The organism is Pseudomonas sp. Irchel 3E13 (assembly GCF_900187455.1).
In the GTDB taxonomy this organism is placed as follows: Bacteria; Pseudomonadota; Gammaproteobacteria; order Pseudomonadales; family Pseudomonadaceae; genus Aquipseudomonas.
In genome coordinates, this window is sequence record NZ_FYDX01000004.1 from 57361 (window position 1) to 71008 (window position 13648).

Sequence of the window (13648 nt, forward strand, 5' to 3'; positions counted from 1 at the left end):
CTGATTTATCCGGGAACTTCTTTGAGCATGCAGACAGAACTTGCGCTGTTCGACTCGCCACAGCGCCGCGAACCGCAATGGGTCGGCCAACAGACAGTGCTGCTGCCCGGCTTCGCCCTGGAGCGGGTGGAACAGTTGCTGCCGGCCTTGCGCCGGGTGGTGCATGCCGCGCCGTTTCGCAACATGACTACGCCCGGCGGGCGGACCATCGCGGTGCGGGTGACCAACTGCGGCGAACTGGGCTGGGTCAGCGACCTGCGCGGCTATCGCTACAGTCCGCTCGATCCCCTGAGCGGACAGCCGTGGCCGCCATTGCCGCCGGTCTTTCTCGAACTGGCGCGGGAGGCCGCGAGCCAGGCCGGCTTCGCCGACTTCACCGCGGATGCCTGCCTGGTCAATAGCTACCTGCCCGGCAATCGCCTGACCCTGCACCAGGACCGCAACGAACGCGACTTCAGCCAGCCGATCGTGTCGGTGTCACTGGGCTTGCCGGCGACCTTTCTGTTCGGCGGGCACGCGCGCGCCGACCGCACCCAAAAGATCGGGCTGCAGCATGGGGATGTGATGGTCTGGGGTGGCGAGGATCGGTTGCGCTTTCACGGGATTCTGCCGCTCAAGGACGGCGTGCATCCGCTGCTGGGGGCGCGGCGGATCAATTTTACGTTGCGCAAGGCGGGGTGAATTGGGGGCGGCTCATCGCTGGCAAGCCAGCGCCCACAAGGTCTGTGTGCACCGGGGACCCTGTGGGCGCTGGCTTGCCAGCGATGCGCCGCGCTAGCGGCGCTCGATTGCGAACGCGCTAAAAACTCAGCGCCCAGTCATCAGATGCGGCACGTCCACCCGCCCATGGCTGTGCAGTTCGCGCTGCTGACGCACTTTCATCACCAGATCGGCCAGCGCCCGGCAATCGGGCAGGCTATTGAGCTGGATATCGCCAACCACCATCGCCTGGCGTTTGGCATCGGCAGGGAAATACAGGGTCAGCGACATCCCGTCACCACAACGCACCTCGCAGCGGTCCGGAAGGAACGCACCCTCTATCAATTGCCGCAATTCGAGATCGCACACTCCATGCATTGGCATCATTCAACCCTCTGGTCATCAAGGCTGTCGCCCACGTTAGGCCTGCCCGGCAGCAGGTTCAAATTGCAAAAAGCCATTGGTCAGCGCTTCCCTCATTGAACCCGCGCATGGCCGTCACCAGCCAAACCCGTAGGCCCTGATTTAGGGAGCGGCGCGCTCGCTAGCGGGTTCAGGCAAAGTGATGGCCCATCGGACGAAAGGTTGTCGGATCACCCCTCCGCGCCCATCTGGCCAAAACGGCCGGCGTGAAAATCATCGAACGCCTCGGCGATTTCTGCCTGGCTGTTCATCACGAACGGCCCGTAGCCGACGATGGGCTCGTCCAGCGGTTCGCCGCTGAGCCAGAGCAATTTGCTGTCGCTGCTGGCGTCCAACTGCACCGCTGCACCGTCGCGCTCGAACAACACCAGTTGCGCCTTGCCCACGTCCTTCTGGCCATTGACCGTGACACTGCCGGCCAGGACCACCAGCGCCGCGTTGTGCCCGTCCTGGGTGGACAAACTGACGGACTTGCCCGCCTGCAATTGCAGGTCCCAGACGTCCATGGGCGTGAAGGTCCGCGCCGGCCCTTTGTGGCCGAGGTAATCACCGGCGATCACGCGCAGGCTGCCGGCCTCGGAAGGCAACGGGACCCGCGGAATGTCGGCGGCGAGCAGGGTCTGGTAGCCGGCAGGCGCGGATTTGTCCCGTGCCGGCAGGTTGACCCACAACTGCACCATTTCCATCATGCCGCCGGAGCGGGCGAACGACGGCGCGTGGAATTCCTCATGGATGATCCCGCCCGCGGCGGTCATCCACTGCACGTCGCCCGGCCCGATCAGGCCACCGGCACCGGTGGAGTCACGGTGCTCCAGTTCGCCCTGGTAGACGATGGTCACGGTTTCGAAGCCGCGGTGCGGATGCTGGCCGACGCCACGGCGCGCGTTGGTCGGGCTGAAATGATGGGGCCCCGCGTAATCCAGCAACAGGAACGGGCTGATATGCCGGGCCAAGTTGTCGTAGGTGAACAGGCTGCGCACCGGAAAACCGTCACCGACCCAATGGGCCGCCGGGCTTTGGTAAACGCCTTGAATCTTTTTCATTGAGAACCTCCTCGTTGCATGGGACCAACAATACCCATGCAACGAAAAAGGCGGTAGAGGGCTAAAAACGCCCGCACTGTTCCATTAGCGGAACAATCAGGCAGATTTCACTTGCGCGGTGGTCAGCGCTTCCAGCACCCAGGCCTCGATCTGCGCGGCGCTTTCTTGCGGATCTTCCTGCATGAAGCAATGCCCGCCCGCCACCTTGCGCGGTTCGACCTTGCGGTTCAGGCGTGCCCAGCGCGCCAATGACAAGGGCACGAAGGGATAGGTCTGCTCGCCGTAGAGCACCAGGGTCGGGACCTCGATGCTGGTCAGCGAGGCCCACATCCGTTGCGGGAAGGAGCTGAAGATTTCCACCTCGCGGCTGGGCCGGCACTTGAGCACCACGCCTTCGCCGCAGTCGCCGATGGCGTGATCGACATAGGCCTGCAGTGCCGCTTCGTTCCAGCCCTTGAAGATGCCGCGGCCTTGCAGCGAGTCATGGGCGGTCTGGCGGTCCGGCCAGAAATTGCGGCGGGTCGCGGCCTTGCGGGCCAGACCGTGACGGCGGTGCATGCCGAACAGGCTGGCCACGCCCATCACGCCGATCATCGAGCGGCTGAACACCACCGGGTCGAGCAGCACCGCGCGGCGGAACAGCTGCGGCTCGCGGGCCAGCATCAACCCGGTAAGCACGCCGCCGAAACTGTGGCCCACCGCGAACATCGGCACATCGCCGTAGACACCGCGCCCGGCGTGAAAGGCTTCCAGCGCCAGTTCGGCGCTGCGGTTCCAGCCGACGAAGGTGCCACCGTGATCGCTGTCGCCGTGGCCCTGAACATCGCTGAGCCAGAGGTCGAAGTGCACCGCGAGGCGTTCCAGCAGCGGCTGGTACGCCAGGGTGCAGAAGCCGTTGCCATGAATGAAGTGCAGCAGCGGCCTGCCGCTGGCGGGTGAACGCCAGCCGCGCAGGGTGAAGTGTTCGGCGCAATCATGCGACCAGGGGATCAGTTCCATCGGGGCTCGCAGCAGGAATCAGGAAAAGCCCGATTCTACAAACAGCAGCGGATACAGAGATAGCACCAACAGCGCTGCCATTAGCAGGTTAAACAGCCGAAGCCAACGCGGATCCTGCAAGAAGCGCCGCAATGCGCTGCCAAACATGACCCAGACACACACCGCCGGCAGGTTGACCAGACAGAACACCGCGGCGATGACCACGACGTTGAACAGGTAGCCCTGGGCCGGCGTGTAGGTGGTGATTGCGCCGACCGCCATCACCCAGGCCTTGGGGTTGACCCACTGGAACGCCGCCGCGCCCCAGAAGCCCAGCGGCTTGCGGTTTTGCGGATCGCTCGCCGACATCGGCCCGGACGTGGCGATCTTCCACGCCAGGTACAACAGGTACGCAGCTCCGGCGTAACGCAGCACGGTATACGCCATCGGGTAGAGCTTGAACACCTCACCCAGGCCGAACCCGACGCCAAGCACCATCACCATGAAACCAATGCTCACCCCCAGCGCATGGGGAATGGTCCGACGCACGCCGAAGTTCACCCCCGACGCCAACAGCATGGTGTTGTTCGGGCCGGGTGTGATCGAAGAAACGAATGCAAACAGCACGAAGGCTGAAAGCAGATTGAGGGACGTGAGCAGCATGGCGGTGTACCTGATTATCGGGGCGTCGCGCCCCTTGGCGTTGTAGGTAAAACCCTACCGGGAAACCGTGCGCCCACAGCGGTACAGTTTTGCGTTATTGCGCAGATACACTTCACTGTTCCACCCGCCACCCTCTGACGGCCGTCGGTAAAGTGGACTACGATGTCGGCACCTTTTTCATCGGAATGCCTTTCATGTCGTTGCACATCCGTCCCGCCCGGCCCGAAGACGCCGCACAAATCCTCACCTTCATCACTGAACTGGCCGAGTACGAGCGCGCCCGCCATGAAGTGATCGCCAGCGTCGAGGACATCCAGCGCAGCCTGTTCAGCCCTGACAGCACCGCCAAGGGACTGATCTGCGAGCGTGACGGCCAGGCCATCGGTTTTGCCGTGTACTTCTTCAGCTACTCCACCTGGCTGGGCCGCAACGGCATCTATCTCGAAGACCTCTATGTCACGCCGCAATCCCGCGGCACCGGCGCCGGCAAAGCGCTCCTGCGCCACCTGGCCCAGGTGGCCTGCGCCAACGACTGCGGTCGCCTGGAGTGGAGCGTGCTGGACTGGAACCAGCCGGCCATCGATTTCTACCTTTCCATCGGCGCGCAACCCCAGGACGAATGGGTGCGCTACCGCATGGAGGGCGACACCCTGCGCAACTTCGCCCAGGGCTGATACCCGCAGCACACCCACTTCGACGGATTGAACAGGGGAGACAGCAAGCATGGCGGCGAAAGCGAATACCCAGCTCTTCACCATCCTCGCCCAGGACCCGGCGGTGGCCAGCCCGGACGGCACGCCGCTGTTCGCCAAGGTCAGCGTACCGCTGGAGTCGCTGGCGGACGGGCCCACCGGCTACCGGGTCAAGGTGATCGACTTCGACGCCTCGGCCAACCGCCTGTACACCCCGCACCGCTACCAGCAGGTGCAAGGCGACAAGGCGGTCGACCCGTTCGATCCGCCGCATGCCGGCCTGCTGGCAGACCCGCGCTTTCACTGCCAGCAGGTCTACGCGGTGGTCATGCGTACCCTGTCGCGCTTCGAACTGGCGCTGGGCCGGCGCATCGCCTGGGGCTTCGACGGGCACCAGTTGCACATCGTCCCCCACGCCTTCGTCGAGGCGAATGCCTTTTACTCGCGGGATGACCGCGCGCTGATGTTCGGTTACTTCCAGGACGGCGAGGACTGGGTATTCACCGCCCTCTCCCACGACATCGTTGCCCACGAGGCGACCCACGCCATCCTTGACGGCCTGCGCGCCGGCTTCATGAACGCCTCGGGCCCGGACCAGGCGGCTTTTCATGAAGGCTTCGCCGATGTGGTGGCGCTGCTCTCGGTGTTTTCCCTGCGCGAGGTGATCGAGTTCGCCCTGACCCGCTATCGCGGCGTGGACATCCAGCAACAGGACGGCGTACGCCTGATCGACGGCGACGCCCTGGAAATCGACGCCCTGGCCGACACGCTGCTGTTCGGCCTCGGCGAGCAGTTCGGCCAGGCCATGACCGGCCTGCGCGCCAACCCGCTGCGCCGTTCGGTGCAACTGCGCCCGTCCACCGACTATCTCGACAGCCCCGACTACGCCGAGCCCCACAGCCGCGGTGAAATCTTCGCCGCAGCCATGCTGCGCAGCATGCTGGAGCTGTGGGTGGCGCGGCGCAAATCCCTCGGCACCTTCGGCAACAACCGCTACAACCTCGACGCGGTCATCGACGAAGGCGTCAAGGCCGCCGACCAGTTGCTGACCATCGCCATCCGCGCCCTCGATTACTCGCCGCCGCTGGACCTGGAATTCGGCCACTACCTGGCTGCGCTGCTCACCGTGGACGCCGAAGTGGCGCCGGACGATTCGCGCTACAGCTACCGGCAGATCATCCGCGACACCTTCGCCGCCTACGGCATCCAGGTGCCCGCCGGGCGCACCGATGCCGATGGCTGCTGGCTGACCTTCGCCGACAACGAAAAGATCCAGTACCGCAGCAGCCACTTCGACTCGATGCTGCGCGACTCCGAAGAGGTGTTCCGTTTCATCTGGGAAAACCGCGAGACGCTGCACATCGACACCGACGCTTACACCGAGGTGACCTCGGTGCGCCCCAGCCTACGCTTCGGCCCGGACGGCTTCATCCTGCGCGAGACGGTCTGCGAGTACACCAGCCGGGTCAATCTGTTCGGCGCCGAGTTCAAGGCGGTGTTCAAGGAACCGCGCCCGGCGTGGATGGCGACCACCGACGCGATGACCGTGTATGGCGCCGGCACGCTGATTTTCGATCAATACGGGCGCATCAAGTACCACATCGATCGTCCGCTGACCGATGCCCGCTGGCAGGTGCGGCGCCTGGAATGGCTGTACGGTCCCGAGAGCAACGGCGCGGCGCCCGGCTCCGCCGCCGACCTGGTGCGCATCCACCGGGCCCGGGCCATGCAGCCGCCCGCCGGGGAGGTGCAGCCATGAGCCCGGTCCGCCTGCACCTGTTCGCCTACCAGGTCGGTTTCGGCGATTGCTTCCTGCTGCGCTTCGTCTACCCGGACGACAGCCAGCGCCATGTGCTGATCGACTTCGGCACCGTGGGCATGCCCAAAGGCATGAGCAAGTCCGCGCAGATCCTCAAGATTGCCAACGACATCAAGGCGCGTTGCGGCGGCAAGCTGCAGGCGCTGGTCGCCACCCACCGCCACGCCGACCACATCAGCGGCTTTACCCCCGGCAAGGACGGCCAGGGACCGGGCGATATCATTCGCGCCCTGGAGCCGGACGTGGTCCTGCAACCCTGGACCGAGCAACCGGACCTCCCGGAAAAAGCCACCGCGCCGCTGGCCCGTGCCCATGCCCAGGCCCTGGACGGCATGAACCAGCTCGCCGAAAACCTTACCGAACGCCTGAAAACCCAACCCAAGGGCCTCAGCCCGGAACAGACCCGGCGCCTGGGCTTCCTCGGCGAGAACAACATCAAGAACAAGGCTGCGGTGAACAACCTCATCGACATGGGCAGCCGCCCCGGCGCCCGCGCCGCCTACGCCCACTACGGCACCGACGACCCGCTGGCCGGCGTGCTGCCGGGGGTTACCACCCTGGTCCTCGGCCCGCCGACGGTGGAACAGAGCGCGGAAGTCCGCCGCCAGGCCAAGGACGACCCGCAATACTGGCTGCGCCAGCCCGAACTGCTGTTCGGCCAGCGGGTCAGCCGTGGCGCCAGCACCTCGCCGTTTCCAGAGGCGCCCTACAGCCCCGGCGGCAAGCTGCCACGGCGGGCGCGCTGGATCGCCCAGCGCGTGCGCGAGAGTCGCGGCACGCAATGGATGTCGATCGTCACCGCGCTGGACAAGGCGATGAACAACACCAGCCTGATCCTGCTGTTCGAGATCGGCGAGAAGAAACTGCTGTTCCCTGGTGATGCGCAAATTGAAAACTGGCGCTATGCCCTCAGCCAGCCCGGCGTCGCCGAACGGCTGGGCTCGGTGGACCTGTACAAGGTTGGTCACCATGGCAGCCGCAACGCGACGCCGAAAAACCTGTGGGACGACTTCCACAAGAAAGGCAACGCCGACAAGCCCGGGCGCCTGACCAGCGTGCTGTCCACCCTGCCCGAGCAGTACGGCAGCAAGGACGAGGCCGGCAACACCGAAGTGCCAAGGCGCACCCTGCTCGAAGCACTGGCCAAGGACTCGCACCTGCACGACACCGAGCGTTTGGCGCCAGACCAGCTTTACGACGAAGTCATCATTGATTTGTAAGGAATGCTTATGGCGGCGTTTTTTCAGCGTTGCCAAGATCGAGCGCCGCGCGGGCGGCGCTCGATCTTGAGAGCGCTAGAAAACTTCCGGCATGCGCCTGGTGGCCATTCCTCGGTCTGTTGACAAGCGCCATCCAACCACCACATGACCGAAAAATGTGTAGATACCGATGCGCATCGCTCGATCCAAGCCTCAGACATCACTCCCCCGCCCCGCATACCGCTGCGCCAGCACCGCACACACCATCAACTGAATCTGGTGAAACAGCATCAGCGGCAAGATCAGCGCCCCCACCGCACTGCCGGCAAACAGCAACTGGGCCATGGGCACGCCAGTCGCCATGCTCTTCTTCGATCCGGCGAACAGAATGGTGATGCGGTCCTCGACATTGAACCCCAGCCAGCGCCCAAGGCTCTGGGTGCAGACCAGCACCAGCGCCAGCAACACACAGCACACCAGCGTCAGCCCGAGCAAATGCGATACCGGTACCGAATTCCACAGCCCGCTGACCACCGCACCGCTGAACGCGGTGTAGACCACCAGCAGGATCGAACCCTGGTCCACAGACTTCAGCCAACCGGCATTGCGCGCCACCCAGCTGCCAATCCAGCGCCGCGCCAGTTGCCCCGCGACAAACGGCACCAGCAGTTGCAGGACGATCGCCCATACCGCTTCGAGGCTTGAACCGCTGTCGCCTTCAACACCCATCAGCAGCATCACCAGCAACGGCGTCAGGACGATCCCCAACAAACTGGACGCCGCCGCGCTGCAAATTGCCGCCGGCACGTTGCCGCGGGCCAGGGAGGTGAAGGCGATGGCCGATTGCACCGTGGCCGGCAAGGCGCACAGGTAGAGCACGCCCAGGTACAGCGCATCGCCCACCAGCGGCAGGATCAGAGGTTTGAGCAGCAGCCCGAGCAGCGGGAACATCACGAAGGTGCAGGCGAACACCAGCAGGTGCAGGCGCCAGTGCCCTGCCCCGGCGATCACCGCCTCGCGGGACAGCTTGGCGCCATGCAGGAAGAACAACAGGCCGATGGCCAGGTGCGTCAGCCCTTCGAAGAACGTCGCGACCGCGCCGGACGCCGGCAGCCAGGTGGCAAGGGCGACTACCGCGAGCAGGGCCAGGGTGAAGTTGTCGAACAGTAACCGCAGGTGTTTCATCGTGCGTTCCCGACGTGTTGTGGTGGAGGTGGCGGAGACGATAAGGTGTCCGGCAATTTCCGACTAACGCCAGAACGCCACTAATGTCGTCGAATGGACAAAACCACCTGCAACTAAGCGACCTCACCGCCCTGCCGCGACCGCTGTACGGGCAGCGCAGCAGTTTGCCGAACATCGCCCTCGACTATCGCCACCGGCATCCGTGGGGCCAGTTGTCCCACGCGCTGCACGGCGTGCTGCAAGTGCACACCGACAACGCCCGGCTGGTGGTGCCGCCACACCGTGCGGTGTGGGTGCCGGCGCAGGTCGCGCACCGGGTCACCTGCACCGCCGACGCCTGCATCCGCAGCCTCTACCTAGACCCCGCGCTGGATCTCTGGCCCGGCGAACAGTGCCGGGTGATCGCCGTCGATCCGCTGTTGCGCGAGCTGATCCGCTCCTTTGGCGAGGTGCCGGTGGACTACGACCTGACCGGCGCCGACGGCCGTCTGGCCGAGGTGCTGGTGGATCGCCTGCGTCTGGCCGAAGAGCTCGATCTGGTCTTGCCGCAACCCCGCGACCCGCGCCTGCGCGCGCTGTGCCGCAAAGCCCAGGCCCGCCCGCATGCGAGCATCAGCCTGATGGATGCGAGCGAAAAAGCCGGGGTCAGCGAAAAGACCCTCAGCCGGCTGTTTCTCAAAGAGACCGGCATGACCTTCCGCACCTGGCGCCAGCGCATGCGCCTGGTCAGCGCGCTGCCGGCGCTGGAGCGCGGCGAGCGGGTCACTGATGTCGCGCTGGCCTGTGGCTACGACTCGCTATCGGCCTTCAGCGCAGCGTTTGGCAGGCTGTTCGGTTTGTCGCCGGGTGAACTGGGACGAGGTCATGCGTAAGCGGCAGCATGCCGCAGGTCGACGTCACCAGAGCTTGCTATGCTGCGCCCCTGCTGCAATTCCCTACCAATCTGCTCAAGGATTCGACTCGTGAAAGCTGCTTGCGTACTGCTGCTGGGCCTGCTGCCGTTCATGGCCAACGCCGCCGAAGTCGGCGACACCCTCAAGCCCTTCACCCTCAACGACCAGCATGACCAGGCCTTCAGCCTCGACGCCGGCACCCGGGTCCTGCTTGCCGCTGGCGACATGGACGGCGCCAAGCTGGTCAAGGCCGCCGTGGCGGAACAGCCCAAGGGTTACCTGGAAGCGCGCCATGCGGTGTTCGTCGCCGATATCCAGCGCATGCCGGCGCTGATCAGCAAGCTGTTCGCCGTCCCTGCAATGCGCGATTACAACTACCGCGTGGTGCTCGACCGCGACGGCCAGGTGGTGCCGCAGTACGAAGTCGGTGAAGCGCAGGTGCTGGTGCTGCAACTGGAGAACGGCACGCTGGTGTCGAAGCAGACCTTCAGCGACGCCGACGCCCTGCGCAAAGCCCTCGACGCCTTGCCAGAAGGCTGAGTGTCAGCGCTGCAGGCCGCGGTCCACATACCAGGTCAGCGGCAGCGTCAACAGCAGGGTCGCCGCCAGCACCATCAGCGCGAACGGCACCCCGCTGGCATCCCCCAGGCGTCCGAAGACAATCGGCGCCAGCGCCCCGCCACCGATGGTGCCGGTGTAGAACAGGGCAAACGCCTGTTCCCGCCGGCCCGCCGCCGCCAGTTCCGGCACCACACCATAGAGCACCGACGAGGTGCCATTGAGCACCAGCCCGAGCAGCGGCAGCATGATCATCAGCGCGTTGAGCGGCAGGAACACCGCCGCCACCACCAGCGCCGCCGTCAGCGACTCACTCAGCCACACCGTTTTCAGCAGGCCGAAGCGCGCGCCCAGGTAGCCGCAGATCAGCTTGCCGAAGGCGCCGCCGATAAACAGCAGGGTCAACGCCAGGCCGATACCGGCCGTACCCGCGCCTTTGTCGGTGAGCAGGAACGGCAGGAAGGTGAGAAAACCCATGCGCACGGCGCTGTCGAGAAAGCCGGTCGCCAGCAACGCCCGCAGGCCAGCCACCGAGCCGGTGCCGGCATGATCACCGACCTTTTTCGCGGCGGCCGCATGTTCGCTGTTGCCGCGCGGGATCAGCAAGTACATCGCCAGCGCCGCCAGCAAGCCGAGCACCCCGGCCAGGGTCACGCTCAAGCGCCAGCTCATTACCGTCAGGGACACGCCCACCAGCGCCGGAATCAGGGTTTTGCCGATATCCCCGGCGAAGTTGTAATGCGACAGCGCCTGTTTGACCGGCGCCCCCGGCTCATGGGTATCGCTGACCAGCGACGAGGCCAGCGGGTGTTGCGTGCTGGCGCCAAGGCCGCCAATCACCAGCGCGGCGAACAAGGCGATCAGGCCACCGGCCTGCCCCGCCAGCAGGTAGGCCACGCCAATCAGCACGGTGCCGCCAATCAGCAACTGCTCGCGACCAAAGCGCCGTGCCGCACGGCTGGCCAGCAACTGGAACGCCGCCATGGTGGCTGACCACGCGCCGCGCAGCAGGCCGATCTGCGCATAGCTCAGGCCGAACTGGACCTGCCAGATCGGCAGCAGCACATAGATCAGGTCAGTCAGGCCATCGTGTACGGCGTGGGCGCCGCAGGCCGCCAGCAAGGCGCGGCGGCGCGGCGAGGTTTCAGCGCGGGATGGGAGAACGACGTCGTGAGCTTCGGGCATGATTCAGGCGGTCCGTGCAACTGGACTCGCCATTAAAACAGTAACAAAACATGAATACGATGCCCTTTCTCGCGGAAAGCGCCTCAGCCGGGGATTTCCGGCTCCACCAGCGCCGCCAATTGATTCAACGACTCCTGCCAGCCCAGGTAGCAGCCTTCCAGCGGAATCACGCTGGGCAGACCCTCCTGGACAATATGCACCTCGGTCCCGCACGACACGGCCTTGAAGGTGATGGTCGCGATGATTTCGCCGGGCAGGTTGGGGTCGTCGAAACGGTCGGTGTAGCGGATGCGCTCGTTGGGCAGCAATTCCGTGTACTCACCGCCGAAGCCGTGGCGCTGGCCGCTGGAAAAATTGCTGAAGGACATCTTGTAGGTGCCACCCACCCGCGGGTCGAAGTGATCGACCTTGCAGGTGAAGCCGTGGGGCGGTAGCCATTTGGCCATCGCCTCGGCGTCGAGAAACGCCCGGTAGACGCGCTCGGCGGGCGCCTTGAACACACGGTGCAGGCGAACGGTGTTGCTGCTCATGGTCATCTCCTGTTCAGGTCACGGGGTGTAACCAGTCAAGTCGAAGACCCGCGCGGCGTCCAGCCGTCCGCCTGGTGCCGTTTTCAGCGCTCATCACCGAAGTGATCGCTCACCAGAATCGCCCGCGCCAGTTCTTCGTCACTGGCCTGGATACCGGGGTTTTCCTGGCGCACGCGTTGCAGCACCGACTCCAGGTACGCGCCGCGGATCGCGCCACCGCTGGCGACAAAGCTGGACGCCTCGTCCCGCGCCGGGATGATCCGTTTGTCGTCCTTGAAGGTGGAATACAGCGAAGCGGAGACACCGGCCGAAGTGGCGACATCACCAGCATCAACCCGGGCCAGCGCCGTGCCGAAAGGCAGGCAGAGCAACAACGAAGAAACGAGCAATGTACGCCGCATGACGGAATCCTCCGGAAATGACAGGTATTACTCAGTCTAGGATGCGCACGCCGAGGACGGAGTTCCATCGGATGAACAGAAAGGCCAGTAAGCAACAGGGTAAAACCTGACCAACAGATCAAAACAATTAACTCGCAACGTGTATACGAAGTACTTGCCAAATATTTATGTACACGGTCTGATGAAGCAAAAAATAGCAAGTTGCCATTACCGCAAACAACACTGCCATCTGCCTACCGCCTGCATGGATGTACCTCACGATGAAAATAAAGAACAAACTCATACTTGCCTTCGTACTGGTGGCATTTATTCCGGTAAGCCTTGTCGGCGCCCTGTCGGTGCTGAGTATCCGCAGTGATGCGGTCGATCAGTTCGTCGAAAGCAGCACCCGTGAAATACGCCAGATCGACGGTAATATGCGGCAGTTCTTCGACGGCACTTCGCAGAACGTCGATCAAATGTCCAAAGATCCTGTATACAACTCTGTAGAACAATTAAAACAGTACATCAGTACCGACGCCCCCAGCCAACCACTGCCGCCAGCGGCGAAACAAGTGATTGAAGCTTTTTCCCGTTATGGCGCCACTCATCCGGCCGCGGCGATTCTGTCCATCGGCCTGGAAGACGGCAGCTACGCCAAGTGGCCGGATGACCCGCAACTGGCCAACTACGACCCGCGCACCCGCCCCTGGTACAAGGCCGCGATGGCCAGCCCGCAGAAGACCGTGCGCACGGCGGCGTACTACTACGAAAAGGATGACGTGGCCCTGGTCGGCACCGCGCGGGCGCTGCTCGACGAGGCCGGCAAGGCCAAGGGCGTGTTCGTCGTCAGTGTCTCGCTGAAAAACCTCACCGAGCTGATCAAGAGCATCAAGCTGGGTGACAGCGGCTACGTAATGCTGGTCGAGGACGGCACCGTGCTGGTCGATCCGCGCGACGCCAGCCACAGCTTCAAGAAGCTCGCCGACCTCGGCGCGCCGTACGCACACCTGGCAGCCACCGGCCAGGGCGTCACCGAAGTCGAACTCAATGGCGTGCGCTACATGGCCAACACCTGGACCTCCCCGGGCCTGGGCTGGCACTTCATCGGCCTGATCGAGCACAAGGAAGTGATGGGCACCGCCACCCGCATGACCTGGCTCACGGCGATCATCGTCATCGTCCTGGCGCTGGTCTTCGCGCTCGTCGCGGCGGCGTTCTCGCGGGTGATCGTCAAGCCGATCGGCCAGGTCAGCACCGGTCTGCAGTCGATCGCCGAAGGCGAAGGCGACCTGCGCCGCGACCTGCAGGTGCAAGGCAAGGATGAAACGGCCGAGCTGGCCGGCTGGTTCAACAAGTTCCTCGCGGCGATCCGCCAGTTGATCCAGCACATCGGCGCCG

At 64.5% G+C, this 13648-nt stretch carries 14 protein-coding genes and 1 pseudogene; 7 read left to right on the plus strand and 8 right to left on the minus strand.

Features of this window, described 5'->3' with window-relative positions; genetic code table 11:
• Positions 1–27 precede the first annotated feature (27 nt).
• The gene (gene alkB, locus CKW37_RS07285; RefSeq protein ID WP_095155014.1) at positions 28–681 is read left to right on the plus strand and encodes a DNA oxidative demethylase AlkB; all 654 of its coding nucleotides are present in this window, start codon (positions 28–30) and stop codon (positions 679–681) included.
• A gap of 126 nt (positions 682–807) precedes the next feature.
• Here the strand turns inward: alkB and CKW37_RS07290 are convergent, their stop codons facing one another.
• The 4 genes from CKW37_RS07290 to CKW37_RS07305 form a co-directional block, all read right to left on the minus strand.
• On the minus strand, positions 808–1086 hold the full coding sequence (locus CKW37_RS07290; protein ID WP_143501923.1) for a DUF1652 domain-containing protein: 279 nt from the start codon (positions 1084–1086) through the stop codon (positions 808–810).
• Positions 1087–1292: 206 nt separating this feature from the next.
• Entirely contained in the window at positions 1293–2165 is an 873-nt protein-coding gene (locus tag CKW37_RS07295) for a pirin family protein (protein ID WP_095155015.1), read from the minus strand.
• Positions 2166–2261: 96 nt separating this feature from the next.
• On the minus strand, positions 2262–3164 hold the full coding sequence (locus CKW37_RS07300; RefSeq protein WP_095155016.1) for an alpha/beta fold hydrolase: 903 nt from the start codon (positions 3162–3164) through the stop codon (positions 2262–2264).
• 18 nt (positions 3165–3182) lie between these two features.
• Positions 3183–3806, minus strand: a complete 624-nt coding sequence (locus tag CKW37_RS07305; RefSeq protein WP_177431608.1) for a LysE family translocator — start codon at positions 3804–3806, stop codon at positions 3183–3185.
• Positions 3807–4000: 194 nt separating this feature from the next.
• Here CKW37_RS07305 and CKW37_RS07310 point away from each other — a divergent pair, with 194 nt between their 5' ends.
• Genes CKW37_RS07310 through CKW37_RS07320 form a run of 3 tightly spaced genes read left to right on the plus strand, consistent with a single transcriptional unit; the run spans position 4001 to position 7537 of the window.
• Positions 4001–4480, plus strand: a complete 480-nt coding sequence (locus CKW37_RS07310) for a GNAT family N-acetyltransferase (protein ID WP_095155347.1) — start codon at positions 4001–4003, stop codon at positions 4478–4480.
• A 49-nt stretch (positions 4481–4529) separates the two neighbouring features.
• Positions 4530–6257 carry a hypothetical protein gene (locus CKW37_RS07315; protein ID WP_095155017.1) on the plus strand — a complete coding sequence of 576 codons (1728 nt, stop codon included), beginning with the start codon at positions 4530–4532 and terminating at the stop codon, positions 6255–6257.
• Positions 6254–7537, plus strand: coding sequence for a hypothetical protein (locus CKW37_RS07320; RefSeq protein ID WP_095155018.1), 1284 nt, complete (start codon positions 6254–6256; stop codon positions 7535–7537). Before CKW37_RS07315 ends, CKW37_RS07320 begins: the two co-directional genes overlap by 4 nt.
• 192 nt (positions 7538–7729) lie before the next feature.
• Here the strand turns inward: CKW37_RS07320 and CKW37_RS07325 are convergent, their stop codons facing one another.
• Entirely contained in the window at positions 7730–8701 is a 972-nt protein-coding gene (locus tag CKW37_RS07325) for a bile acid:sodium symporter family protein (protein ID WP_095155019.1), read from the minus strand.
• A gap of 83 nt (positions 8702–8784) precedes the next feature.
• Here CKW37_RS07325 and CKW37_RS07330 point away from each other — a divergent pair, with 83 nt between their 5' ends.
• Both CKW37_RS07330 and CKW37_RS07335 read left to right on the plus strand, forming a co-directional pair.
• Positions 8785–9573, plus strand: coding sequence for a helix-turn-helix transcriptional regulator (locus CKW37_RS07330; RefSeq protein ID WP_095155020.1), 789 nt, complete (start codon positions 8785–8787; stop codon positions 9571–9573).
• A gap of 90 nt (positions 9574–9663) precedes the next feature.
• Positions 9664–10134, plus strand: a complete 471-nt coding sequence (locus tag CKW37_RS07335) for an FAD/FMN-containing dehydrogenase (RefSeq protein WP_095155021.1) — start codon at positions 9664–9666, stop codon at positions 10132–10134.
• Between the two features lie 3 nt (positions 10135–10137).
• Here CKW37_RS07335 and CKW37_RS07340 read toward each other — a convergent pair whose 3' ends face one another.
• From CKW37_RS07340 to CKW37_RS07350, 3 genes are all read right to left on the minus strand, one after another.
• Positions 10138–11337, minus strand: coding sequence for an MFS transporter (locus CKW37_RS07340; protein ID WP_095155022.1), 1200 nt, complete (start codon positions 11335–11337; stop codon positions 10138–10140).
• Between the two features lie 83 nt (positions 11338–11420).
• On the minus strand, positions 11421–11867 hold the full coding sequence (locus CKW37_RS07345; protein WP_095155023.1) for an SRPBCC family protein: 447 nt from the start codon (positions 11865–11867) through the stop codon (positions 11421–11423).
• Positions 11868–11950: 83 nt separating this feature from the next.
• The gene (locus tag CKW37_RS07350) at positions 11951–12268 is read right to left on the minus strand and encodes a DUF2388 domain-containing protein (RefSeq protein WP_095155024.1); all 318 of its coding nucleotides are present in this window, start codon (positions 12266–12268) and stop codon (positions 11951–11953) included.
• A 458-nt stretch (positions 12269–12726) separates the two neighbouring features.
• On the opposite strand from CKW37_RS07350, the pseudogene CKW37_RS33540 reads away from it, so the two are divergent.
• Positions 12727–13614: pseudogene (locus CKW37_RS33540) on the plus strand (cache domain-containing protein); the annotation flags it as partial.
• Positions 13615–13648: the final 34 nt, after the last annotated feature.

Bases quoted from the DNA above. Each gene is read 5' to 3' on its own strand.
- alkB (WP_095155014.1), top strand. From the start codon at position 28: ATGCAGACAGAACTTGCGCTGTTCGACTCGCCACAGCGCCGCGAACCG.
- CKW37_RS07290 (WP_143501923.1), bottom strand. From the start codon at position 1,086: ATGATGCCAATGCATGGAGTGTGCGATCTCGAATTGCGGCAATTGATA.
- CKW37_RS07295 (WP_095155015.1), bottom strand. From the start codon at position 2,165: ATGAAAAAGATTCAAGGCGTTTACCAAAGCCCGGCGGCCCATTGGGTC.
- CKW37_RS07300 (WP_095155016.1), bottom strand. From the start codon at position 3,164: ATGGAACTGATCCCCTGGTCGCATGATTGCGCCGAACACTTCACCCTG.
- CKW37_RS07305 (WP_177431608.1), bottom strand. From the start codon at position 3,806: ATGCTGCTCACGTCCCTCAATCTGCTTTCAGCCTTCGTGCTGTTTGCA.
- CKW37_RS07310 (WP_095155347.1), top strand. From the start codon at position 4,001: ATGTCGTTGCACATCCGTCCCGCCCGGCCCGAAGACGCCGCACAAATC.
- CKW37_RS07315 (WP_095155017.1), top strand. From the start codon at position 4,530: ATGGCGGCGAAAGCGAATACCCAGCTCTTCACCATCCTCGCCCAGGAC.
- CKW37_RS07320 (WP_095155018.1), top strand. From the start codon at position 6,254: ATGAGCCCGGTCCGCCTGCACCTGTTCGCCTACCAGGTCGGTTTCGGC.
- CKW37_RS07325 (WP_095155019.1), bottom strand. From the start codon at position 8,701: ATGAAACACCTGCGGTTACTGTTCGACAACTTCACCCTGGCCCTGCTC.
- CKW37_RS07330 (WP_095155020.1), top strand. From the start codon at position 8,785: ATGTCGTCGAATGGACAAAACCACCTGCAACTAAGCGACCTCACCGCC.
- CKW37_RS07340 (WP_095155022.1), bottom strand. From the start codon at position 11,337: ATGCCCGAAGCTCACGACGTCGTTCTCCCATCCCGCGCTGAAACCTCG.
- CKW37_RS07345 (WP_095155023.1), bottom strand. From the start codon at position 11,867: ATGAGCAGCAACACCGTTCGCCTGCACCGTGTGTTCAAGGCGCCCGCC.
- CKW37_RS07350 (WP_095155024.1), bottom strand. From the start codon at position 12,268: ATGCGGCGTACATTGCTCGTTTCTTCGTTGTTGCTCTGCCTGCCTTTC.